The 25,195-nt window shown below is 40.4% G+C and carries 19 protein-coding genes and 1 other annotated feature; of the genes, 2 read left to right on the top strand and 17 right to left on the bottom strand.

Annotated features, from left to right (window positions below; all coding sequences use genetic code 11):
• Positions 1-9: 9 nt before the first annotated feature.
• From BUQ87_RS04485 to BUQ87_RS04455, 7 genes are all read right to left on the bottom strand, one after another.
• Entirely contained in the window at positions 10-1,140 is a 1,131-nt protein-coding gene (locus BUQ87_RS04485; protein ID WP_038268267.1) for a 2-hydroxyacyl-CoA dehydratase subunit D, read from the bottom strand.
• Positions 1,140-2,363: a 2-hydroxyacyl-CoA dehydratase subunit D gene (locus BUQ87_RS04480; protein ID WP_038268264.1), complete on the bottom strand. Its 1,224-nt coding sequence runs from the start codon at positions 2,361-2,363 to the stop codon at positions 1,140-1,142. The genes BUQ87_RS04485 and BUQ87_RS04480 overlap by 1 nt, the downstream gene beginning before the upstream one ends.
• A gap of 15 nt (positions 2,364-2,378) precedes the next feature.
• A complete protein-coding gene (locus BUQ87_RS04475; protein ID WP_038268261.1) occupies positions 2,379-3,179 on the bottom strand; it encodes an acyl-CoA dehydratase activase in 801 nt (266 codons plus the stop codon).
• Complete coding sequence (locus BUQ87_RS04470) at positions 3,179-4,420, bottom strand: CaiB/BaiF CoA transferase family protein (RefSeq protein ID WP_038268258.1); 1,242 nt, start codon at positions 4,418-4,420, stop codon at positions 3,179-3,181. The genes BUQ87_RS04475 and BUQ87_RS04470 overlap by 1 nt, the downstream gene beginning before the upstream one ends.
• A gap of 105 nt (positions 4,421-4,525) precedes the next feature.
• Positions 4,526-6,157 (bottom strand): AMP-binding protein, encoded by a 1,632-nt coding sequence (locus BUQ87_RS04465; RefSeq protein ID WP_038268255.1) that lies wholly within the window; start codon positions 6,155-6,157, stop codon positions 4,526-4,528.
• A gap of 445 nt (positions 6,158-6,602) precedes the next feature.
• On the bottom strand, positions 6,603-7,928 hold the full coding sequence (gene brnQ, locus BUQ87_RS04460) for a branched-chain amino acid transport system II carrier protein (RefSeq protein WP_038268252.1): 1,326 nt from the start codon (positions 7,926-7,928) through the stop codon (positions 6,603-6,605).
• A 250-nt stretch (positions 7,929-8,178) separates the two neighbouring features.
• On the bottom strand, positions 8,179-9,198 hold the full coding sequence (locus BUQ87_RS04455; RefSeq protein WP_052636446.1) for a D-isomer specific 2-hydroxyacid dehydrogenase family protein: 1,020 nt from the start codon (positions 9,196-9,198) through the stop codon (positions 8,179-8,181).
• A gap of 832 nt (positions 9,199-10,030) precedes the next feature.
• On the opposite strand from BUQ87_RS04455, the gene BUQ87_RS04450 reads away from it, so the two are divergent.
• On the top strand, positions 10,031-11,218 hold the full coding sequence (locus BUQ87_RS04450; protein WP_038268249.1) for a pyridoxal phosphate-dependent aminotransferase: 1,188 nt from the start codon (positions 10,031-10,033) through the stop codon (positions 11,216-11,218).
• A gap of 215 nt (positions 11,219-11,433) precedes the next feature.
• Here BUQ87_RS04450 and BUQ87_RS04445 read toward each other — a convergent pair whose 3' ends face one another.
• The 9 genes from BUQ87_RS04445 to BUQ87_RS04405 form a co-directional block, all read right to left on the bottom strand.
• Positions 11,434-11,631: a YwbE family protein gene (locus BUQ87_RS04445; RefSeq protein WP_038268248.1), complete on the bottom strand. Its 198-nt coding sequence runs from the start codon at positions 11,629-11,631 to the stop codon at positions 11,434-11,436.
• Between the two features lie 137 nt (positions 11,632-11,768).
• Positions 11,769-11,969, bottom strand: coding sequence for a cold-shock protein (locus tag BUQ87_RS04440; RefSeq protein ID WP_038268246.1), 201 nt, complete (start codon positions 11,967-11,969; stop codon positions 11,769-11,771).
• 737 nt (positions 11,970-12,706) lie between these two features.
• A complete protein-coding gene (purB, locus tag BUQ87_RS04435; protein ID WP_038268243.1) occupies positions 12,707-14,143 on the bottom strand; it encodes an adenylosuccinate lyase in 1,437 nt (478 codons plus the stop codon).
• A 130-nt stretch (positions 14,144-14,273) separates the two neighbouring features.
• Complete coding sequence (locus tag BUQ87_RS04430; RefSeq protein ID WP_038268239.1) at positions 14,274-16,424, bottom strand: type IA DNA topoisomerase; 2,151 nt, start codon at positions 16,422-16,424, stop codon at positions 14,274-14,276.
• A 98-nt stretch (positions 16,425-16,522) separates the two neighbouring features.
• Positions 16,523-16,981 carry a YbaK/EbsC family protein gene (locus tag BUQ87_RS04425; RefSeq protein ID WP_038268237.1) on the bottom strand — a complete coding sequence of 153 codons (459 nt, stop codon included), beginning with the start codon at positions 16,979-16,981 and terminating at the stop codon, positions 16,523-16,525.
• A 160-nt stretch (positions 16,982-17,141) separates the two neighbouring features.
• The gene (locus BUQ87_RS04420) at positions 17,142-18,596 is read right to left on the bottom strand and encodes an alanine/glycine:cation symporter family protein (RefSeq protein WP_038268234.1); all 1,455 of its coding nucleotides are present in this window, start codon (positions 18,594-18,596) and stop codon (positions 17,142-17,144) included.
• Between the two features lie 98 nt (positions 18,597-18,694).
• On the bottom strand, positions 18,695-19,948 hold the full coding sequence (locus BUQ87_RS04415) for a serine hydroxymethyltransferase (RefSeq protein WP_038268230.1): 1,254 nt from the start codon (positions 19,946-19,948) through the stop codon (positions 18,695-18,697).
• A 251-nt stretch (positions 19,949-20,199) separates the two neighbouring features.
• Positions 20,200-20,904 carry a response regulator transcription factor gene (locus BUQ87_RS04410; protein ID WP_038268227.1) on the bottom strand — a complete coding sequence of 235 codons (705 nt, stop codon included), beginning with the start codon at positions 20,902-20,904 and terminating at the stop codon, positions 20,200-20,202.
• 12 nt (positions 20,905-20,916) lie between these two features.
• Positions 20,917-22,395, bottom strand: a complete 1,479-nt coding sequence (locus BUQ87_RS04405; RefSeq protein WP_038268225.1) for a histidine kinase — start codon at positions 22,393-22,395, stop codon at positions 20,917-20,919.
• A gap of 277 nt (positions 22,396-22,672) precedes the next feature.
• On the opposite strand from BUQ87_RS04405, the gene BUQ87_RS04400 reads away from it, so the two are divergent.
• Entirely contained in the window at positions 22,673-23,305 is a 633-nt protein-coding gene (locus BUQ87_RS04400; RefSeq protein ID WP_038268222.1) for an SGNH/GDSL hydrolase family protein, read from the top strand.
• Between the two features lie 155 nt (positions 23,306-23,460).
• Here the strand turns inward: BUQ87_RS04400 and asnS are convergent, their stop codons facing one another.
• Positions 23,461-24,846: an asparagine--tRNA ligase gene (gene asnS / locus BUQ87_RS04395; protein WP_038268219.1), complete on the bottom strand. Its 1,386-nt coding sequence runs from the start codon at positions 24,844-24,846 to the stop codon at positions 23,461-23,463.
• A gap of 81 nt (positions 24,847-24,927) precedes the next feature.
• Positions 24,928-25,175, bottom strand: a binding site (T-box leader).
• Between the last annotated feature and the right edge of the window lie 20 nt (positions 25,176-25,195).

The raw sequence follows: 25,195 nt of genomic DNA, 5'->3' as shown, positions 1-25,195 counted from the left end.
TGCTTCAGGCTAGTTGCTTAACATATCAGAAAACGTTTGTACCATAGTCCTTGCTTGCTCATAATTTCTCATCTGCTGATCGATTTCAATCATTATCGACGGGATTTCATGCTTGTCAAATGATTTTTTCATAATAGGATAATCATATTCTTCCGGATCACAGAACTTTGTCATAAGTACGATTACGCCGTCTGCATCGTGTTTTTTCACTTGATCCACAATCATGTCTCCACGCTTTTTATCTGGGTCATAAAGCACCGAGCAGCCTTCCATTACAGAAAGTTGTCTTGCAAGTGCTTCCATAGGATCATCACAATTCGGAACATCTGTTCTGAATTGGCGAGATTCATGTGCGATATCATCGGCAACAACAGCTATCTTGTGTTCTTCTAGTATTTTCAAAATGCTTGGACTGTCAGCGATTATACCTGTTGTAACAACCTTAAGCCCATCCCACTCTTTTTGTGGCTGCGCATTGCACTCTTTAACAATCTCCCTGACCATTTTTGTATGCTCTGGCTTTTCCATGAAATACCCACTCTTTATAACTGCGCTTCTTTGAGCAGGTGTTATTAGGTGTGGATACTGCGCTGCCGTATCAACAAATTCTCTCATAGCTTTTCTGTGTTCATTATAGACATCAATGGCTGCTTTCAACTTGTCATCAGTTATTTCATTTCCCGAAATCTCCTCAAGTCTGTTTTTTATATTAGTATATTGAGTCTTTAAGAATTCAACGCCAGCCTCCATCTTTCTATTTTGAGGATGAATCACTGGTATGAACTCAACATTTTTAACTCCTTGCTTCCAGTTTTGTCCCATGCACTTTAGAGAGTCACAAAGCACGGGAATCATAACAGCCGACAGCTGATCCAAGTCTCCTCTAAGGCCCATTTCAAGACTTGTTTGCAAAATGGAACAGATGAATGCAGGAAAATACTCTTTTGCCTGTGAAACCTCTTTCTCTGCTCCCCAAATACCGAAGGGCACCATGTCCGCTGCGTAAACAAGCTCCTCTGGACAGTATATTGGCATGCAGCCTATGGCTTTTTTTCCTTCAGATGCATATTCGTTTAGTCTGTTCATAGGGCTAGATGCGATTTTTCCAAACTCTTCTAAAAGTCCTGCAACTCTACTCATTATAGGTTCCCTCCCTTCTTATTGGCTTCCATAACTTCGTATAGTCCTTGTACTCTAGTGTCATATTGTGCTTCTGAGAAGTTTCTAGGATCTGCCTGATCTCCGTCGAATGTCACTGTAGGGATACCCGTTTCTTCGCGAAGTCTCCTGTCAAGCTCATACATGAATCCACTCCATAGCTTGCAGCTTCTGTTTGTATGAATAACTGCTCCTTCGCATTTGTTTTTAGTAACGGCATCTACTCTCATTTTGAGTGCACGTTCAAAAGAAACTGCATTAGGCACATAAGAGTAAGCCTTCATCATCTCGTCTACATTGTTGTAAATCACACCGAAAGCATCTGCATACACAGTTCCCACCATGTTGATGTTATGCTGCATTAGTGTAGTCAGCTTGTGGCGCAGATACGGCCAGCATGCTATACCTTCGAAAAGTATGCGGTGTTTTTGCTCTCCTCTGTAAGTTGATGTTCCATCTTTAACCGCTTGTGCGTATTCCTTCTCCAGAAGCTGGAATGCATCAACAGATTCCTGTTTTCCACGGGCGCAAACGGCAACCGCCATGTGGTTGAAAAGGTCAAATCCGTTAAGTGGTGAAGGGTCATACTTTGTATATTCAGTCGCCCCAAGCCACGCTTTTGAAGATTCTTGTGAAATTCTCATGACTTCCTCGAATCTCTCCTGTGAAAACGTCTTCCCGGTTATTTCTTCAAGCTGTGAAATCGCATGGTCGAACTGCGCTCTTATATATTTAACTCTGTCGTCAGATGTTTCAAATTCAGTGTTGTATGGTATGTCGATTAGTATCATTGGTATGTCAAGCTCTTTTGATATGTTTTCATACCATTTGATCATCTGGTTGCATATATTGTTACAGCAAAGCACGAAATCCGGCTGAGGCATGTCCATCTCTTTGCATTCCTTGATATCCATGTATGCAAGGCTTATTCTAGCATAGGCGCATATGTCATTTGAGTATCCGTTTGCTTCGGAATGCTCGCACATCTTGAGGCCTGCTCCTTTTGCAGATATTGCCGCTGCCTGGTTTTCAGGATATACTACTGGTACGCCCAATGTCTCACAAATTTCTTGAGGGAAGTTAGAGGCACACCAGCCAACCTTCTCACCTCTGTTTTTCGCATCCCATGCATTTTTGTAATGCTGGTCTAAAATATCTCTCAAGAGATATTTCGCCTTAACTGGCTTTTCATTTGTTTCTGACATCTTTTTCACTCCTTATTATGCAGACTTATTTTTGTCCTCTAAAAGTTCATATGCATATAGTGCTGCTCCCAGGGCACCCACAAGCTGTGCCATAGGCGTTGTCTCTATGGAAACATCTAGTTCCCTCTCAAGAGCCTTTACAACTCCTGCGTTTTGGGCAACCCCTCCAGTCATAACAACCTGAGAAGCAACTCCTACTCTTTTGGCAAGTCCCGCTACCCTGCTTGCAACAGAGTTATGTATGCCTGCCACTATATCACTTATAGCCACCCTATTTGACAGGTGAGATATTACCTCCGACTCGGCGAACACTGTGCAGGTTGAGCTTATATCCACAGGATTTTGCGACTGCTCACCAGTCTTTGCAAGGTCTGATATGTCAACCTCAAGTACATGTGTCATAACATCCAGGAATCTACCTGTACCTGCAGCACATTTATCATTCATGACAAAGTTCATCAGTTTCCCGCTGGGAGAAATTTTAAGTGCCTTGGCATCTTGTCCACCAATGTCTATTATGGTTTTAACATCAGGGAATATAAAATGTGCACCTTTTGCATGGCAGCTAAGCTCGCTCATTTGCTTGTCGGCATGCGTAAATGTATTTCGTCCATATCCCGTCGCCACTACTGCCGTTATTTCCTCCATGCTCTTGTTGGCCTTTTCAAGAGCCTCAGCCACAGCCCTCTTGGGGCCGCTCGTTCCAGCCCCAACAGATATGACCGCACTGCCCTCAACATAAGAGCCGTTCTTTAATATGATGCATTTTGATGCCGTAGAACCAATGTCTATTCCCATCGTGTATTGATCTGACATTACTTATCGCTCCATTTGTAAACTAGTTTGTTTTCTTCCATTGCCTTTATTTCTTCTTCGCTGTATCCCATCTCTTTAAGTATATCTATTGAGTTCTCTCCAAGAAGAGGTCCTCTTTCGTATTTGCTAAGACCAGTTTCTTCGAATGTAACTGGAAGACGTACTAGAGTTCTTGTATTGCCGTTGTCGTATTTCATTTTGTATAGATAGTCATTGGCCCATGCCTGCTCGTCTTCTAGGAGCTCTTCCCAAGTTTGTGCTATCGCAAAAGGAATGTCTGCTTCTCTGAATATAGCATCCCATTCATTTTTATCTTTTTGAACGAGTTGAGCTGCTACTATGTCGCACATTTCTCCAGCTCTTCCCTCTCTAGTAAGATTTTCTATCTTGCTGTATCTTTCATCTCCTATAAGGTCTTCTCTTCCTATTGCTTTCATGTATCTGTCGTAGTACAGGTCGTAAGGTGGCATGCAAGTTTGTATGAAGTGGTCATCCTTTGTCTTTTGCGCTACAAGGAAAGGATTTTGCGTTTGCTTGCGGTTTATAGGATATTGAAGGCCGTGGTCAGGGTACTGAGCCGCCTGAAGCATCATTCCTACAGTGTATATCGCACTTTGGAAAAGACCTGTAGAAACCTTTTCTCCCTTGCCTGTCATCTTTGCACGGTAAAGGGCTGCCATCGTTCCTGCCGCTAGGAACATACCCGCCTGGTGGTCTCCCAGTCCTGGTATAACGTTCATAGGCACAGTTCCTTTTTCATAAAGTGTTCCTGTTATGCCTCCTCTTGCAAAGAAAGCTGTAAAGTCAAAGCCTGGAAGGTCCTTGTCTGGTCCCTTTTCACCGTAGCCTGTTATTTGTGAATAAACCAGCTTAGGATATTTAACCTTTAGCGTTTCATAGTCAAGTCCCGCTCTTTTAAGGGCTCCTGGACGCCAGTTTGTAAGGAATATATCCGCATCAGAAATAAGTTTGAAAAGTACTTCTTTTCCCGCTTCATTCTTCAGGTCAAGCGCTATACTTCTCTTGTTTGCATTTTCAAGGTCGAAAGTTGTATTTTCATATTGGTCTAGAGGTCTTCCCTCTGTTGGAGCTGTATAACGAAGGGCATCTCCTCCTAGTGACTCAACCTTAATAACTTCAGCACCCGAATCTGCCAAAAATCTTCCACACGCCGGCGCAGCTATGAAGTTTGCCAGTTCTACAACCTTGATACTTTCTAATATCTTTTCATTTAAACTCATTTAAGTTCCCTCCTGTTTTTTATGTATTCGTTTCTATGAATTATTCTATATATTTAAATCAAAGTTTCCTATATTTAGACAAAGCATGTCAGAAAACTGATATAGTTAAGAAAATGAAACCTTCTTAAGTCTTTTAATCATCTTTTCTTTTAAAACATACTTTTGTATTTTCCCACTGGATGTAATCGGGTACTTTTTACAAAACTCAATATATTTTGGTATCTTGTAGCGAGCCAGCTTGTCGTTTAAAAATCGCCTGATTTCTTCGATTTCCAAATGACACCCTCTCTCCAGCTGAATAGAAGCTGCTATTTCTTCGCCATAGTGCTTCTCTGGTACACCATAGACTTGAGCGTCCTTGACACACGGGTGCATAAGTAGGCATTCCTCGATCTCTCTGGGGCTTATGTTTTCTCCTCCCCTGATGATAGTGTCCTTAAGTCTTCCGCATATGTGATAATATCCTTGCTCATCTACAAAAGCAACGTCTCCCGTATGCAGCCATCCCTCGCGGTCAATAGCCCTTTTTGTCAGGATCTCATTCTTGTAATATCCCTTCATCACATGGTAGCCCTTCGTGCAAAGTTCCCCCGAAGCGCCTCTAGGGCATTCCTTCCCTGTGTGAATATCCACAATCTTCATTTCTACATAGGGCAAAGGTTTTCCCACGGTCGACACCCTTTTTTCAATCGGATCATCCGCAAGAGTCTGTGTGCATCCTGGAGAGGATTCTGTCTGGCCATATCCGATTTGTACTTCTTTCATTCCTAGTTTATTAATAATTTCTCTTATTGTATCTTCATTACAAGCCGCTCCGGCAACAAGACCTGTGCGAAGTGTAGAAAAATCATATTTGTTAAATTCTTCATGTTCCAGTATTCTGATAAACATAGTTGGCACGCCGTGAAGAGCCGTACACTTCAGATTAGTTATCGCCTTCATGACCTCCACAGGCCTGTAGCATTCTACTAGAACCATCGCTGTCGCACTTCCTATGCACATTAGTATTCCTGCTGACAACCCAAAACAGTGAAAGAATGGAACTGCCAGGCAAAGACTGTCTTTATTGTTTAGCTTAAGAAGCTGTCCAGTGTAACATGAGTTGTTGATCAGGTTATGGTGTGTAAGCATTACTCCTTTTGGACTGCTCGTAGTCCCCGAAGTGAACTGGATGTTAATGACATCATGGGTATCAAGCTCCATCATTCGATGCTCAAACTGCTTATCTGTAGTTTCGCTTGCCGTTTCAATGACCTGTGAAAGCTCTATTGCATTTTCACACTCTTTGTCCCCAAAATGTATGAAATGTTTTAGCTGGCGGCCGGTCTTATTTATCCCCTTTTTAGCCCTGCCTATGATCTCATTTACAATTTCTATGTAATTGATGTCTCTGAAGCCATCCATAAAAACAAGAGCTTTTGCGTCTGATTGTTCAAGCAATCTTTCAACCTCTTCAAGGCGATAATTAATATTCACAGTAATCGTACATACTCCAATCTTGCTTGCAGCCAGAAAACAAAGTATCCATTCGACCTTGTTCGTACTCCAGATAGCCATATGGTCACCTTTTTCCAATCCAAGGGCCATCAGCCCCTTTGCATACTCATCCGACAGCTCGTCCACCATCTTCCAAGTCAGCTTTTTTTCTTCTTTCTGAAACACAATTGCTGTGTCGTTAGAAAAAGTACTTGCAGTATTTTTGAGATATTGTCCGATTGTAATATTTTTCAAATCCATAATAACACCTCGAATTTTTTATTGTGCTTTTGACTTAATCATCCCTAAGCTCAATCTGTAAAAAGATATTCGTAATCACAAGTACACATTAAGTAATTGTAAATTCCATATTATTCATATAGCGTTCTAGAACGCGTTCTATTTTTTTTACAACTTCATTATATGAAATATTCACTTTCCTGTCAATGATAATTTCTAAATTTTTAACAAAATCATTCTTTTTTTTACCAATTGATGCACCGCCTGTGATATGTAAACAATAAACAATATTCCTCGTTCCATAGAAAGATTTCTTGATTCAATTGAGATTGTGAGTTAGGCTCTATACATCTTTACTTGAAATTTTTCATAAAAAAGAGTAACCTAGGTGAAAACTAAGTTACTCTTTTTTATCTTTTGTATTCTCAAGGCAAATTCCCCTTGAGATATGCTGTAACCCCTTTATCTAAGCAGTTCTGTTTTCTCCTGCCAGACCTTCTCCAGGTTGATTTTTCTGTGTCATTTTACCGTAAATCATAAATGCAATACCTAGAACTATAGATGGAACAATCCAAGGGAATCCATTCGCATATAGAGGTAATTTTTGTATCAAAACCATAGGGCCATTCAATATATTGAACGTACTGTTTAGTGTCATAGTCAAGCTGACTATGAAAGCCCCTAGGACAGAACCCCTGTAAGTATGGTCATTTGGTATGTGTTCGTCAAACAATGTTGTTAATATTAAAACAATTATAAGCGGATATACAGTACATAGAATTGGAACCGCTATGCTGATTAGACCTTCCACACCGAAATTCGAAAGAGCAAAACTGCATACTACTACGGCGATTGCCACAGCTTTGTATGATAATTTGCCATTACTTATGCCGCTGAAGTAGTTTGCCGCTGTAGCAGTAAGACCTATTGAAGTAGTCAGGCAGGCCAAAGATACTGCAACCGCTATCGATATTGTACCGGCAGTTCCGAAGATTTCATTTACAAGGCCCAGTAGCAGATCAACTCTTGGCATATCACTGCTGAATATAGCGCTTCCAGCTGCTCCTACATATGTCAATCCACCATATATAAAGGCTAGCAGTGCCGCTGCAACTAGTCCTATTCTGGTAGTCATATGCTGCTGTTTCTTTCTGTCCTTGTATCCCCTAAATATCAAATCCGAAAGCACTATTCCCGCCATAAGCGATGCACCCAGAGCGTCCATTGTCTGGTAACCTTCCTCAAAGCCCTTTAGGAAAAAGTTTCCAGGCTGAGGTGCTACTATCTCTCCTATAGGATTTATCACACACGCACCTATTATAACGGTAAGTATAACTAGCAGTGCCGGAGTCAGATATTTTCCTATCTTGTCAATTACGCCACTTTGATTGATTACAAGCATATATGTGATTACAAAGAAGATTAGCGATGTTATTAGAAGCGGTGAGCTCGGCATAACAGGTTTTATGGCTATTTCGTATACCGTAGCTGCAGTTCTTGGAACCGCGAAAAGAGGTCCTATAACTAGTATACATACTGCTCCCAGTATTTTTGCGAATAGAGGACTTACCCTTTTACCAAGGTCCTCGGCTTTTCCACCTACTTTAGATGTTGCAATTACACCCAGTACGGGCAAAACAGGGTCTGTAAGCAAAAATCCAAGTGCTGCTAGAGGCCAGGCTTTTCCTGCCGCCAGTCCTAGACTCGGTGGAAAAATCAAGTTGCCTGCTCCGAAAAATATTGCAAATAGGGCAAAACCTGCTATGAAAATATCCTTTCTTTCCTTTGTCATTTTATCATCCCCTTCATATTTATGTTCTTTATCTTCTTTATTTTCTGAATTTTGATATTGCATTTCCGATACTCTGATTGCTTTAAAAAACTACACAAGTTGATTTTTTAGGATATTTTGCGAATTGAATCCCATAAAACAGAATTTCAATTCGCAAAATATATAAGTATGCAATGTTCTCTTTGACATTCAGATGCAATATGGAGCTTTCGAATCTTTGAACTGACTTTTCTGTCCTGTTTAGCGCTGCCTATGCAAGGCATTTTGATTTGCTACTGCTGTTTCCCCCAACTTGGCACCTGCTGCTTCCCTGCATTTCAAATTCTTTTAAGCTTATAAGTGCCGTTTCAACCATGTTTGATACAGCTTCATCTGTATAGAATCCACAGTGAGGTGTAAGTACTACATTTGGGAAGCTTCTAAGTTTTGCCAATGTATCATCCTTTAGAATTTCATTCATCTTGTTGTTGTGGAAGACACCAACTTCATGCTCGTATGTATCCAATGCAGCTCCAGCTACCTTTCCAGACTTCAATGCCTCCATAAGATCTTCAGTGTCAATTAGTCCTCCACGCGCCGAGTTCACTATGAAGACACCGTCCTTCATTTTTGCCATGCTATCTTTATTTATCATGTGGTAATTGTCGTCTGTCACAGGAACATGCAGTGTGATTATGTCTGCTTCTTTGTATAGCTCGTCTAGCGATTTGTACTCAATATATTGTTTTGCCGCTTCATTTTCCACCACGTCATAGCCTATTAGTTTAGCTCCAAAACCTGAGAATCCTTTGATTACTTCAAGGCCGATTCTCCCTGTTCCTATAACCCCTATAGTCATGTTTCTCAATTCTACGCCTATCAGTCCGTTTAGCGCAAAGTTTTGAGTATCAACTCTTTTTAGCGCTGTAGGTATCTTTCTTGTAAGGCAAATTGTAATTCCTACAGTCAGCTCAGATACCGAGTTAGGTGAATAGGCTGGTACGTTTGATACTCCTATGCCAAATTCGTCAGCAGCCTCTATGTCTATGTTGTTTACTCCCGCTGATCTGCTGGCCATGTACTTTATGCCATAGTCATTTATCTTATCTAGAGCCTCCCTAGTGGCTTTACAGTTTCCTAGAATCGAAATGGCGTCATATCCTTTCGCCAAATGAGCTACTTCCGGTCCAAATGATTGCGGTATTAATTCAACTTCATGCCCATACTGCCCTGAAAATTTTCCAAATGATTCAACTTCATCCGGTCTTACACAATAAGCTAAGATTTTCATAAATATCCCTCCACCTACGAATTAATTTTTTGATACTTAACTTTTATTAGAAAGGACTGACCTCAGCCCCGTTCTAGCCTAATCTGATTATGTCGTTAGCCAGGTCTCGTATTATTTTTCTGTATGTTTTTATAAGCAATGCATGACAACGTTTTCCAAAATGAGACACAGGCACTATTGGAAGTGCCTCGGCAAATCACATTCTGATTATTTAAAATAGAATCTGATCAATTTGCATGGTGAACATTCAATTGTTGATAAGCATTGAATGCAACTGATAGCCACAAGCCTTATGTATCTTGATATGCAGATATTATTCTGGATTCTAATTTTTGGAATCACTTCCCGACAATTGAAGGATAACATATTGTTTACTATTTGTCAAACACGTTCTACTTTTTTTAGGGTATTTTTTCCGGTACATTTTCTGAAGCGGTTCTATTTTTATCATTCGAAAAATTTCAAATTACATCAACCCGCATCAAATCTGCATAAATATTTTTCAATATGACATTTTAATACGCTAAATTGTTCGAAAATTCAAATTTCAAGCATAGGTATTAGCATATATATTAATTATGTAGTGTTTTCTGAAAATTATATAATTGCAGATCTTGAATACTATAAAAAATCAAAAACAGTATTAATATTAAGATATATGGTGATATAGTGAGTATTAGCGGCCACAACTTCATATTTTACTGTTTTTTCGCTATTTTGGCACCTTGCACAACATTTGTCATATTGTTACACTGTAGCCACATCAATACCACATCATTTTTTGCCAAAATATTATCAATGCTAAATACTTTTAGAGGAGGAGTGAAACTATATGGTATCAAAAGAAATGTATGAATTGGGGTCAAAACGATCTGTAATTAGAGACTTATTCGAGTACGGAATGCAACAGGCTGCAATTGTTGGAAGAGAAAATGTATTTGATTTCAGTATTGGAAATCCAACTGTTCCAGCGCCAGAATGTGTAAAAGAAACAATGCTAAAATTGCTGGAAACATCAAAATCACAAGAAATTCACGGTTATACATCTGCACAGGGTGATTTTGAAGTAAGAAAAGGGCTGGCTGAGTATATGAACAACACATATAATTGTCAGTTGAAAGCAGATAATTTCTACATAACATGTGGTGCAGCAGCTTCATTAACTATTACACTTAAGGCTCTTACCAAACATCCAGAAGAAGATGAATTTATAATTATTGCACCATATTTCCCAGAATATAAGGTTTTTATAAAAAATGCAGGTGCAAAGGTTGTGGTAGTGCCAGCAGACACAGAAAATTTCCAAATTAAGATGGATTCATTAGAAAAAGCTATTACCCCTAACACAAAAGGGATTATAATAAATTCTCCTAACAATCCATCTGGAGTTGTTTATTCAGAAAAAACATTAAATGATTTGGCAAATTTATTAAAAAAGAAATCTGAAGAATATAATAAGCCCCTGTACCTCATATCTGATGAACCATACAGAGAAATAGTTTATGATGACATACAAATCCCATATATACCAGCTTATTATGAGAATACAATTATATGTTACTCATACAGCAAATCACTTTCACTTCCGGGAGAGAGATTGGGTTATATTCTGGTTCCTGAGAGTGTGGAAAATGATAAAGATATATACACAGCAGTATGTGGTGCCGGACGTTCTCTCGGATATGTATGCGCACCAAGCATGTTCCAGAAAGTCGTTTTGGGTTGTCTCGGAAAAACATCAGACGTAGCATTGTATGATACAAATAGAAAATTGTTGTACGACGGGCTGAATAACATGGGTTATGAATGCGTTAAACCAAATGGTGCGTTCTACTTGTTTGTAAAATCACTAGAAGAAAATGCTGTGAATTTTTCTGAAAATGCAAAGACATTTAATCTTCTTGTTGTACCAGCAGATGATTTTGGATGCCCTGGATATGTTAGAATTTCTTATTGTGTGGATCCAGAGATGATAAAAAGATCTTTTGATGCATTCCAAAAATTAAAAGACCTATATTAATATCGGATACAATTGAATTGCATGAATTTTAATCGAAAAGCTCTTTCAAACATCAATATTGCCAATTTTCAAAAAAGCCAGAACTATTATAAAATACAAAAAAGCCAGAACTATTTTGAATTGTAAAATAGTTCTGGCTTTTTTGTATTTTATAACGGATAAAGTTTATTCAATCTCATACTTTTTCAAGCGCGGCATATATACAATTTCAGTAATTAGTCTTCGCATATCTCTTTTACGCGTCCGACTATCCCGCTGGTAAGGCGAACCTTTATTCCATGAGGGTGTACTGATGAGTTGGTGAGAATCCTCTCAACAGTCCCCCCTGTAAGCTTGCCTGTTCGCTGATCCTGTTTTTGAACCACCATAACTTTAAGTCCACATTTTATATTCGTCCTTTTATTTCCGTCCATTATCAACACTTCCTCAGTTCAAAACTTGTAGTGAACCTTACTCTCTTAGCCTTAACAATGCTTTAATTAATGAGAAGGTTCTTGTCATTAAAAAAGCCTTGGAGATTATTCTCCAAGGCTCTGATGTCTAATTATAATTAAGCAACTGTTACGTTTGCTGCTTGAGGTCCTTTTGGTCCGTCAACTATTTCAAAGTTAACTGACTGTCCTTCTTCAAGAGTTTTGAATCCGTCTATTTGTATAGCTGAGAAATGTACGAATACGTCTTCTCCACCATCAACTGTTATGAATCCGAATCCTTTTTCTGAGTTGAACCATTTAACTATTCCTGTTTTCATTAGTAATTCCTCCAAAAATTTTATTTCCTTTAATTCTTTGTAAAAATATTTATTCTATTGCAGAAACCGCGGAAATAAAATTTTCTGTTTATTTTCCGTTTCATGAATCATATTTACAATCAGAATCAAGGTACTTTTATAGTATAGCATCTAATACCTTATAAGGCAAGTGTATTTGTAAATTAATTATATATTTATTATAAAAAAATCACAATGAAATATAAAAAGATTCTTCCAATCCCCATGTCTCAAGCCCTGTATATATTCATTCGAAATAGGCCTTAAAGCCTGCCGGCTTTAAGTATATATAATCAACCGTATAAATCCAAAGACCCGCATGATTTCTTTAATCTCTTCTTTGATTAAAGCACACCTCCGGCGGATTTATCCGAACATTGAGTCGGCTTTTGTTTTTATATCCCCGGAGAGAATCTGCATTTTAGCGAATTTAATCTGTGTTTTCTGTATTTTCGTTCGCCTATGCTGCGATCCATCCTTTTCAACACATTAATTTTACATATTCATAGTCAACGTTATTCGATTAAATTCGCCTCTAAGGGATGTTTTTTCCAATATGAGCCAGAGGTATAAAGCTCTCCAATCTCGCCTTAGGAGGACGTTATATCATCTAAAGACATGCGTCATACCTGTATTCAAGTATTATACATATTGAAAAGGCACGCCATATTTGGCATGCCGCTTTTTTATAGAAACGTTAACCAACTGTATTATGCTTTTTACACCTTAAGGTCTACATCTATTCCAAGCTCATCCTTATGCTTTTCAAGGATAGGTTTTATTTCCTCTTCCACAAACTGGTCAACCTGCTGGGGAGCTCTTCCCGTGAATTTTTTAGGGTCTATTATTTCAAGTATCTCTTCTTTTGACATTTTGAATGAAGTATCATCGATTATCTTGTCTATAAGGTTGTTGTCAAGGCCTTGGTTTTTAACCCTTTCCCCAACCTCCATAGAATATATTCTTATCTTTTCATGAAGCTCCTGCCTGTCTCCGCCTCTTTTAACAGCTTCCATGAGTATGTTTTCAGTCGCCATGAAAGGAAGTTCCTCGTTTACATGCTTTCTTATCATGTTCTCGTATACCACAAGGCCGTTTGTGACATTTATTCCTATTTCAAGTATCGCATCTATTGCAAGGAATGATTCCGGTATGCTCAGTCTCCTGTTTGCAGAGTCGTCAAGAGTTCTTTCGAACCACTGAGTCGAGAATATAAGAGCCGGATTTAGGCTTTGAGACATAACATATTTGCAAAGCGAAGAAATCCTTTCGCTTCTCATGGGGTTTCTCTTGTATGCCATGGCTGAAGATCCTATCTGAGACTTTTCAAAAGGCTCTTCCACTTCCTTGAGGTTTTGAAGAAGTCTAAGGTCGTTTGTCATCTTGTGCATAGACTGAGCTATTGAAGAAAGTGTTGAAAGAACCTGGCAGTCTTGCTTTCTTGAATATGTCTGCCCAGTTATTGTGAACTTCTTTTCTATTCCCATGTTCTTGCACACAAGCTCGTCAAGCTTTTTAACCTTTTCATGGTCTCCTTCGAAAAGGCTTAGGAAGCTCGCCTGAGTTCCAGTAGTTCCCTTAACGCCCCTAAGCTTTAGGCTCTCAAGTCTGTATTCAAGTTCGTCAAAGTCCATTATAAGGTCCTGCAGCCAAAGGCAAGCCCTCTTTCCTACCGTGGTAAGCTGCGCCGGCTGGAAATGTGTGTATCCAAGAGTAGGCATTTCCTTGTACTTGAGTGCAAAATCCGAAAGGTTCTTCATGAGGTTTGCAAACTTAACCATCACAAGTTCTATCGCCTGCTTCATTACTACTACGTCAGTGTTGTCACCTACATATGCGCTTGTAGCGCCAAGGTGTATTATCCCCTTTGCATTTGGGCAAAGCAGTCCGTAAGCCTTTACGTGAGACATTACATCGTGTCTTGTCTCTTTTTCAAACTTTTTAGCGTCGTCAAAATTTATGTTTTCAATATTGCTTTCAAGCTCTGCTATCTGCTCGTCAGTTATTTGAAGTCCAAGTTCCTTTTCAGCCTTTGCAAGTGCAACCCAGAATTTTCTCCAAGTCGAGAACTTGTTTTGAGCTGAAAATATGAAGCTCATCTCTTTGCTTGAATATCTCTCTATAAGAGGATTTTTATAGCTATCGTATCCTGACATGTTTTTAGCTCCTTTACTCTGTTTTCTTTATTTTCCTTAACTTCACCTAGATATTATAACATATGATTCGGTTTTTTTTGCATTTATTTGTCTTTTTATATCCATAAAAAAATAAAGTTCGTATATGCATTTATATAAATTCCATTTCCCATTTGAAATATTCGTCTTTTTCGCTTTTCACATACCTGATGTATGCATCGAATGTGTTTCCTCTCTTGCTCTTAAATCCTACTCCCTTTACCATTCCGTCTTTAAGAAGCTTTTTGACCATGGCCTTTGTGGGCTTTTTGCCAAGGGCTGCAAGATACTTGTCGTCCTTCCATATTACAAATTTACACCCGCCCTTCCAGTTGCTGCAGCCAAATCCCTTCTTACCCTCTATGACGTCGCTTCCGCATGCGGGGCATTTACCAAGGGCTTCATGTTCCACATATTCCTCGGAGCTTTTGATTATTACTGCATTTCCGTTCTTTATCCTCTCGACAGATCTTCTGGTGAAATCGTATATGAGGTCGAGAAAGTCTTGCTTTTTAAACTTGCCTTTTTCAATGTCGGAAAGAGTCTTTTCAAGCCTTCCCGTATATCCAAGATCGAAAAGCTCCTTTATAGGGAATTTTTCAACCAGCTTCTTGCCTGTTTGGGTGCATATAAGGTTTTTGCCATTTGCGCTTATATAGCCCACGTCCTTTAGCTTTTTTATGGTCTCGGCCCTTGTCGCCGGGGTCCCTATGCTAAAACCGCTAAGCACTGCGTCCATCATTTCGTCGCTTTCCTCGTCGTCGAACTTCTTGCCGCAGGTCTCCATTACTCTAAGGAGAGTTTTTTCCGTATGGTGCTTTGGGGGCTTTGTAGAGCTGGTTGTTATTTTAGGGCTCTTGAATTCAAGCTCATCACCTATGCTCACAAGAGGAAGCTCTGCCTCTTTGGTCTCTATCCCTTCGGCCTTTTTCCAGCCTTCATTTATCAGAACCTTTCCCTTCGACACGAATGACCCCTTGATGTCCTCACCTTCTACTCCTGTGTATATCTTGGTCTCCTCGTACTCGCAAAGAGGCATGAACTGGGCTATAAATCTGTTTTTGACGGCAGTGTATACTGTCTTCTCGTCTTGCGACAACTTCTTCGGAACCATGTATGTCGGAACTATGGCACTGTGGCTTTCCACCTTGGAATTGTCGAAATTACGCTTTGTAAATCTGAATTTGACCTCCCCTTCGTAGGGCAGCCCTTTTTTGAGTATCTCAAGCACTTTTTTAGCCCTGCCCTCAAGGCTTTCCTCAAGCACAACGCTAGATGTACGGGGATATGTTATGAACTTTTTCTCGTATAGCGACTGTGCCACTTTTAGCACCTTGTCCGAGGTCCATCCCTTGTATTTGCTGGTTACAAATCCCTGGAGGTTTGAAAGGTTGAAAAGATAGGGTGGATAGTCCTTTTTGTTTTCAACCTGCTTGTCCACAACCACCGCCTTGCCTTTTTTCACGCAAGAGAGCGCCTCATCAAGAGGCTTCTTGTCCTTGAATTTTTCATCCTTGCCCTCTGCATAAGTCCCGCTGAACTCCTCGCCCTTGTCCGTTTTTAAAATCGTCTGCAGCTTGTGGAATGTGTCGGGCACGAACTGCTCTATCTCACGGTCCCTGTCGTATATTATCTTGAGAGTAGGAAGAAGAACCCTTCCGATGTTCAGGGGGCCAACCCTTCCCCTTTGGTATTTCAAAGAGGCCACTGATGTAAGGTTTATACCTATAGTCCAGTCAGCCCACTGCCTGCTTATCCCGGAGTCTTGAAGAGGCTTCATCTCATCGTTGCTCTTTAGCCTTTCCATTCCCCCAGCCACCTCGTCCGCCGTCCACTCGTTAAGAAGCAGCCTGTACACCGGCTTTTGCACTTTTATGTATTCTATTATTATGTCTCCTATGACCTGACCTTCCCTGTCGTAGTCGCATGCGGATATTATCCCGTCAACATCTTCTCTTTCTGCCAGGTGTCTTATTATTTCTATCTGCTTTTTGGCACCCTCGTCTACCTGGCTTCTGTCACCCTGACTAGACTTTATCTTGTATTTGAATTCATCCGGTATGAATGGATACTGGCTTATCTTCCAGCGAGCCATCTCCTCTTTGTAGTCCTTAGCATCGTAAAGCTGGAGAAGATGCCCAAACGCCCATGTTATCAAATAGTCTTCGCCCTCAAGATATCCGTCATTTCTATTTTTGACTCCAAGAGCCTCCGCTATGTTTTTTGCCACTGAAGGTTTTTCCGCTATTATAAGCCTTGCCACAGTATTCCTCCTATTGATGTTTTTATTTTCTTCTCCATTCCAGTATAACATTAACATACAAAAAAACCGGCATTAGCGCCGGTAATATGTGAATTATTTTATTTGGCTACGTCAATCCACTCTGCTCCCGTTATTTCTTGAAGCTGCCGTGGAGTTATCTTGATCATGGCATTAGATTTGCCTGCACCCGGGTATATGAACTCATGGCTCTTTAAATTGACATCCATATATATATCCAGCGAATTTTCAACGCCGAAAGGGCACACCCCTCCGATTGCATAACCTGTCACCCTGTATACTTCTTCCGGTTTTAGCAATACCGGTCTTTTTTCAAAAACTGCTCTAAATTTTTTAGTATCTATCCTGGAATCGCCTCCCGCTACAATTAAAACCACCTTTTCTCGCACATCGCATGCTATAGTCTTTGCAATCTGGCTCACGCTTACGCCCATTGCGGCTGCAGCCTCATGCGCTGTAGCTGTGCTCTCTTCACTTAACACCATATTGCATTCAATACCCTTTTCCTCAAAAAAATTTTTAACCTTGTCTATGCCCATCTAAAATCCCCCAAGCTTTTGTGTGTCAAAATATTTTTTATCGTCACGGATTTTCAGGTTGCCCATAGTTTATTTAAGGAAACCTGTTTACAATTCAATATTTTACAACTGTTTCATTTTAATTGCAAACAGGTTTCCCGCACATGTCTTACCTATACTTTTATTCAGCTGTTTTTTCTTCCGATGGTTTAGCCGAAATCCAAAACTCTGCGTTTTCAATTCCTAGTTCGACAGGATCAAACACAGGCTCTTTTCCGGCCTTGAGCTGGCTTTCGTAGTCTTTCAGCACCTTGAACGCCGGTTTTCTAAGCAGGAGTATTGCAATAATATTAATCCACGCCATCATTCCGACTCCTATATCCGCAAGCCCCCATGCCAGTGTGGCAGTCTTTATGGCCCCATAAAACGTAGCTGCAACTATGATCACTCTAAGAGCCATTACAAGTCCTTTGACATTCAGCTTTTCTTCAAGGTATACGGCATTTGTTTCGGCATTGTAATAAAATGCGAGAAGGGATGTAAATGCGAAAAGCGAAAGTGAAATTGCTACAAACCCGCTTCCGAAAGCCGGGAATACAGATTCGACAGCCAATTGCGTATACTCCGGTCCTATTCCTACCCCGGGAAGGTTGTTTACCAAAAATCCTCCGGCGGAATTTTCAACATTATACATGCCCGTTATCAGTATCATGAATGCTGTGGCGGAACATACAAACAAGGTATCTATATATACCGAAAAAGCTTGGACAAGCCCCTGCTTGGCCGGATGCGAAACTTCCGCAGCTGCTGCAGGGTGCGCTCCCGTACCTTGTCCTGCTTCATTTGAAAATATACCACGTTTTACACCCCAAGATATGGCCATCCCTATTATCCCTCCAAATACAGGATGTACTGCAAAAGCACTTTTGAATATCAGCGCTATTACAGCAGGAAGTTTTGTTATGTTCATAAATATTATCAAAAGTGCGACTATAATGTATCCCGTTGCCATAAACGGAGCGACTATTTCAGCGACTTTTCCGATTCTCTTTACTCCGCCGAATATTACCATTGCAAAAGCTACAATTAAGACTGCGCCGCTTATATATGGATTTATTCCATACGCATTTTCCATTGCAAGAGCAATGCTGTTAGACTGAGTTCCAGGAAGAAGCATTCCAAGCGCAATAAACGTCGCAATTGCAAAAAGCATTGCATACCAGTTTATTCCCAGTCCCTTTTCTATATAGTATGCTGGACCTCCTCTGTATTCTCCATTGTGCTCTTTCTTGTAAACCTGCGCCAGCGCCGATTCGACAAATGCCGAGCCCGCACCCAAAAATGCTATAGTCCACATCCAAAATATGGACCCCGGACCGCCAAGTGCAATAGCAGTTGCAACCCCGGCTATGTTGCCGGTTCCAACACGTCCTGAGACGGATATCGCAAGAGCTTGGAACGAGGACACCCCTTTATCAGACCCCTTTTCCCCTACCAGAAGATTGAACATGTGTTTAAAATGACGCACCTGCAGAAATCTCATTTTGATAGAAAAATACACTCCGGTACCAAGACAAAGATAAATAAGAGCTTTACTCCAGATTATACCGTTCAAAAAACCAACCAGCTTAAGCATAGAATTCCCCCCTTTTCAACGACAGTTTAAAATAGTGAGACAGCCATATTTGCAGATCTGTTTTGTCCGCAAATACGGCCCTTTAAATCAAAATGTTCTTATTCCTCTATATAATCCTTATACAAAGGGAATTTTTTGGACATTGCCACTGCTCGCTCTTTGACGTCGTCTAAAACAGCCTTGTTGTCTATGTTTTGTGCAACCATGCCTATAAGTTTTGCTATTTCAACCATTTCAGCTTCCTTCATTCCTCTAGAGGTCATAGCCGCTGTTCCTATTCTCACTCCGCTTGTCACCATAGGTGAACTCGGGTCAAATGGAATCATGTTTTTATTCACAGTTATTCCCGCATATTCAAGAGCCTGATCAAGCTCCGCCCCTGTAAGGCCTTTCGAGCGCACATCCACAAGAACTATGTGGTTGTCAGTGCCTCCCGAGACAATTCTAAATCCCCTGTTTTCAAGTTCATTGGCTAGAGTTTTTGCATTCGCGATCACCTGCTTTGCATACTCCTTGAATTCATCCGACATTGCAATCTTGAACGTGAATGCCTTCGCAGCCATAGTTTGGAGTATAGGACCGCCTTGAACCCCAGGAAATACTGCTTTGTCAATTTTATCTGCATATTCTTTCTTGCAGAGTATAAATCCTCCCCTTGCTCCTTTTAGCGTTTTCGTTGTAGTTGCCGTTACAAAGTCTGCATGAGGAACAGGATTCGGATGCACTCCTCCCGCGACAAGTCCTGCGACATGCGCCATGTCAACCAGAAAATATGCATCTACCGATTTTGCAATTTCAGAAAATCTCTCATAATCTATAAATCTGGGATACGAACTCGCCCCTGCTACTATAAGCTTTGGCCTGTGCTCTTTTGCAAGCCTTTCCACCTGGTCATAGTCTATAGTCTCCGTGTCTTTTTTTGATCCATAGTGTATGAATTTATATGTTCTTCCCGAAAAGTTGATCTTGTGGCCATGAGACAAATGCCCTCCCATCGCAAGATCCATCGCTAAAACCGTATCTCCCGGCTTTAGCACAGCCGTGTATACGCATTCATTGGCGCTCGATCCTCCGTTAGGCTGAATATTGGCGTGACCTGCTCCGAAGCATTTTTTGGCTCTTTCTATTCCAAGTATCTCAGACTTGTCTATAACGCCGCATCCAGCATGGTATCTTTTCCCAGGAGACCCTTCTGCCGTCTTGTTTGTAAGTATGCTTCCCTGAAGCTCGAGTATCTCAGCTGGCACAAAATTTTCAGATGCTATCATCTCTATCCCCGTTCTTTGTCGAGCTAGTTCTTCTTTTATTATTTCATATAACTCCTTGTCTGTATTTCTCACCGTCTTAAGCATTGTAACCCCTCCCAACAATTTATTTTCAATTCCAAATAACCAAATGCATAATCGTTTACATTTACATTGTCTCATTTTTCTGAATTTTCTAAAATTAACTAATTTGATTTAAAATTATACAAATCGAACAATATACATCTGTTTTTTAATAATTTTGGAATTTTGAGAAATACAGGCAATAAAAGCATCATGTCTAGCGGCTGATTCTATAGAGCGAAAAAGTACAGCAGCTGTAGCCGCTGTACTTTTTATTAAAACACATCTTTCTTGACCTTATATTCTCCCGGAGTCACTCCTGTGAATTCCTTGAATTTCCTATAAAAATAATTCGAATTTTGGTAGCCTACCATTTCCGATATTGCATTTATCGAATGCTCAGAATCCAGTAAAAGCCTTTGAGACCTTTTTATCCTTATCGAATTAAGGTATGCGATAAAGCTCAAGCCCATGTATTTTTTAAAAAGCCTCGTTATGTGCGCCGGACTAAGGTAAAATTCTTCCGAAAATCCATTCAAAGTCAGCTCTTTCGCATAATTTTTGTCTATATAGTCCGCCATCTCGTTCATCAATTGATTCGGGGTGTATTTGTAGCCGATAACACGCTTTACAGCTTCCGTGAACTTTTCATGATCCACCGGCTTTAGTATTATGTCTTTAGCTCCCAGTCTCAGCGCCGTTTGAGCATATTCAAAGTAATTATATGCTGTAACCACAATGAATTCCGTATTGTTTTTTTCCTCTGCCTGGGCTTTTTTAATGACTTCAAGCCCGCTCATGACCGGCATCCTGACATCCATAAACACTATATCGGGTCTCATTTCCAAAATCATGTTCAGTGCACTGTCTCCCGAGTAGGCTTTTCCTATTATCTCAATAGGCAGTTCGCACTTTTGTATAAGGTGTTCTATTATTTCAGCACACAGCTTCTCGTCGTCAGCAATTAAAGCCTTTTTCAACCAAGCCACCCCCTATAATTTTCTTTCGGCGGGAAACGAAATAATAATATCCGTTCCTTTATTTTTAAAACTTACAATGTCGAATTTGAATTTGCCTCTAAAAAAAAGCTCCAGTTTGGAATAAATCATCATTATACCGCTAAATTCATGCCTTCCCTTGCTTTTTATCTGCTCTAAAAGAAATTTAACCTCCCGCTCATCCATTCCTTCTCCGTTGTCTTTAATCTCCATTGTTATTTCATCATTCTCATGCGATACATTTAGATTAATTCTCATATTCTCCCTATTGTTTTCAAATCCATGGTTTATTGAGTTTTCAACCAGAGGCTGCAAAACATTAACGGGTATCAAAAATTCGTCCAGCCCATTTTCAATCGAAATATCAAACTTGAGTTCATCCCCAAATCTGAGTTTTTGCAAATCCACATAGTTTGTCAAATATTCGATTTCATCTTTTATAGTCCCAAAGCTCGATTTTCTTTTAAGCTGATGCCTAAATAGATTCGAAAGACTTATTACTGACTGATAGGTATTGAAAGCATTTTCCCTAAGCGCAAGAGACGCTATTGCGTTGAATGTGTTAAATAAAAAATGGTTATTTATTTGTATACTTAAAAGCTTTTCTGTTTTAACCTTTAGGCTCCCTTCCAAAACGCGCCTGTCTTCCTCAGAATATATACGAGCTATATTTGAAGCAATCTGTCTCATAAATCGAATTACGGCCCCTGATGTGCTTTGCGGGGATTCGTAGTAATCAGCTTTGTCTCCATATCTCCTCTTGCCCGTGTTTTTCATGAGGTGCCCGCCCTGCAGATACCCGGCTACGCTTCCATTTACAACTATAGGAATTTTATAAACCTCCACGCCATTCTCACATAGATACGCTGTGTGATTCGTATTTTCTGCAAAGAATTGCTTTTTATTGTAGCCTGTATACAGCTTGCAGTTATATATTTTCTTATCTATGCTACATTTTTCAATACAGGCCAGGGGGTAATTTTTCGCAAGTACAAGAGGTGTATTATCCGAATCGAAAACTGAAATCGTCATCCTTAGCGGAAAAACCGTACTATCCAGCATGCTTTGTATTTGATCTTTAATGCTTTCAAGACTGAAACAGTCTTGAGAAACCTCTTTACACCGCCCATAGGCATTGTAAAGATCTACATTGTAATAAACCGGTATCGAAATCAATATATGTATAAGAGGTTCACACCCGTTGTTATAGCTTTCATGCAACGCTCCGGCCTCTATGTGGAAAAACAGCCCAGGCTTCATTTCCACCCGCCTGCCATCGATGTACTGAACCCCTTTTCCCGATATCACATATAGAAACTGCTCCTCTCCATAGTGCCTGTGCTGGCTTTGATTTTTGCCCGGCAATATCGTTGTAAGACCCATGTACATGGAGTTCATGGACTTGTCAAATTCAGGAGAGTATATCCACTTTATAGTTCCCCAGTTAAAATACTGCACATTCTTGTCCCGCATAACGAGTTCCTCCCAATAAAACTATGATGCAAACTTCTTAAAAATAAAAAAGCAGCAGTAAAAGGTATACCCATATTTATAGAATTTATTAATCGATCCATTCAAATTCGTGCTTATTCGCTATGCATGAACCGCTTTTCCTTTCAATGAGTCAAATATATTCATTGATTAAAAATTTTATTTATGCCTATAATTACAATTATATTTCAAATTCTTCACCGCTTGACAAAATGATACAGCTTGTAGTTTTTACTTTATTCCAAGGGAGGGGATCTATATGAAAACAATTCTTTGCTATGGCGACTCTAACACATGGGGGTGGAATCCCCATACCGCGCGCAGATATCCCAAAGAAATGCGCTGGCCCACAATTTTGCAAAGAAAGCTTGGAAATGAATTCGATGTAATCGCCGAGGGACTCCCCGGACGTACTACGGTTTGGGATGATCCCGTGGGCGGAGAGTATAAAAACGGCAAGAAATACCTGCTTCCATGCCTGCATTCTCACAAGCCCGTGGATGTCATAGTTATAATGCTCGGGACTAACGATTTGAAGCACAGGTTTTCTTTAGAGGCCGTAGACATCGCCCAAGGAGTGGAGATGCTTGTCGACATCGTAAAGACAAGCTGCACAGGACGTGATTCAAAATCCCCGCATGTCCTGGTTGTCATTCCCCCTCCCACAGAGTGCATAGACACAGAAGACTCCGTAACTATAGGAGGCAGAAGAAAAAGCCTTGATTTTCCTGTTCAATTTACAAATATTCTAAATAACCAGTGCCATCTTCTTGATGCCGGCGGGATAGTAAAGTCAAGCTCTATAGACGGGGAGCATCTTGAACCTCAATATCACGACAAGCTTGCAAATGCCGTATTCGCAAAAATAAAAGAGATTTTGCAGTCATTTTAGCACTTTTTTGCAAAAATAAATAAGGGTCGTTTGAAAACGACCCTTAAGACTGTTGACCTACCAATTAAAGAGAGCCTTTTCAAATTGCAAAAGGCTCTCTTTTTATCGATTATTAAACTCCATCGACCGAGTTCATTTTTTAGTTATGCCTTTCCTTAGAACTCTGCAGAACCCGGAGTCCTTGGGAATGGAAGCACGTCTCTAATGTTTGCCATTCCAGTAAGGTACATTATAAGTCTTTCAAATCCAAGTCCAAAGCCTGAGTGCTTAGTCTCTCCGTATTTTCTAAGCTCAAGGTACCACCAGTAGTCCTCTTTTGAAAGGCCCATATTCTCTATCTTTTCAACAAGAACATCGTGCCTTTCCTCTCTCTGGCTTCCCCCTATTATCTCCCCCACTCCAGGAACAAGAAGGTCCATCGCAGCAACAGTCTTGCCGTCTTCGTTGAGTCTCATGTAGAATGCCTTTATTTCAGCTGGATAGTCAGTTACGAATACCGGCTTGTTGAAGACTTTTTCTGTTATATATCTTTCGTGCTCTGTCTGAAGGTCCATTCCCCACTCTACTGGGTAGTCGAATTTGTGCCCAGAACTTTGCAGTATCTCTATTGCCTTTGTATATGTCACTCTCTCAAAGTCAGAATTCACTATGTTGTTCAGCCTGTCAAGAAGCCCCTTGTCTATGAAAGAGTTGAAGAATGCTATTTCCTCTGGAGCGTTTTCAAGCACATCGTTTATAACATATTTTATCATGTCTTCAGCAAGGTCCATGTTGTCCACAAGCTCTGCAAAAGCTATCTCTGGCTCTATCATCCAAAACTCTGATGCGTGTCTTGCCGTGTTCGAGTTTTCAGCCCTGAAAGTAGGTCCGAATGTGTATATGTTTCTGAAAGCAAGAGCGAATATCTCTCCCTCAAGCTGTCCGCTAACCGTAAGGCTCGCCTCTTTTCCGAAGAAGTCGTTTGAATAGTCGATTTTTCCTTCTTCAGTCACAGGAGGGTTTTTCATGTCAAGAGTTGTAACCCTGAACATCTCTCCCGCACCCTCGCAGTCGCTGCTTGTTATTATCGGAGTGTGAACGTATACGAATCCTCTGTCCTGGAAGAACTTGTGTATAGCGTGAGCCGCTACCGACCTTACCCTGAACACCGCCGAGAATGTGTTGCTTCTTGGCCTGAGGTGAGCTATTGTTCTAAGGTATTCAAGAGTGTGTCTTTTCTTTTGAAGAGGATAGTCAGAGTTTGACATTCCCTCAATAGTTACAGCCTTCGCCTGTATTTCAAAAGGCTGTTTAGAGTTTGGAGTCTCAACTAAAAGTCCTTCCACCTTTATAGAAGAGCTTATAGCAAGCTTTCCTATTTCAGCGAAGTTTTCAAGTGAGCTGTCAAAAACAACCTGTATGTTTTTGAAAAAGCTTCCATCGTTGATCTCTATGAACCCTACATTTTTAGAAGATCTTATTGTTCTTACCCATCCCGATATTGTAACTTCCTTGTCTATATATTCTTTCGGGTTTCTATACATAGTTTTTACTAAAACCATTGCATAACTCCTCCTTTATATATTGATCTTATTTGTTTTGACGGTGTATATTCAGGCAATAAAAAAAGCCTCCATCCTCAACAAAGGGACGAAAGCTGTATTTCGCGGTACCACCCAATTTCAATGTGCAAATGCGCACATACACTCGGATATCATTTAACGCTGATAAGGCGTCCAGGCCTACTCTACAGCTACCTCACAAGTATGAGGCGCGTGTTCGGGTGGAGACTCCGGGATGTTCTTCAACTGCTGTGCCAGGGTCGAACTCACACCATAATCGACTCGCTTTGCCAGGCAAATGCACCTACTCTTCCCATCAATGTCTTTCCATTTAAAAAATTGTCTATAA

The sequence above is a fragment of the Peptoclostridium litorale DSM 5388 genome (assembly GCF_900141635.1).
In the GTDB taxonomy this organism is placed as follows: Bacteria; Bacillota; Clostridia; order Peptostreptococcales; family Peptostreptococcaceae; genus Peptoclostridium; species Peptoclostridium litorale.
Note: the sequence above shows the minus strand (reverse complement) of the source record. Positions and strands in the feature narration are given on the sequence as shown.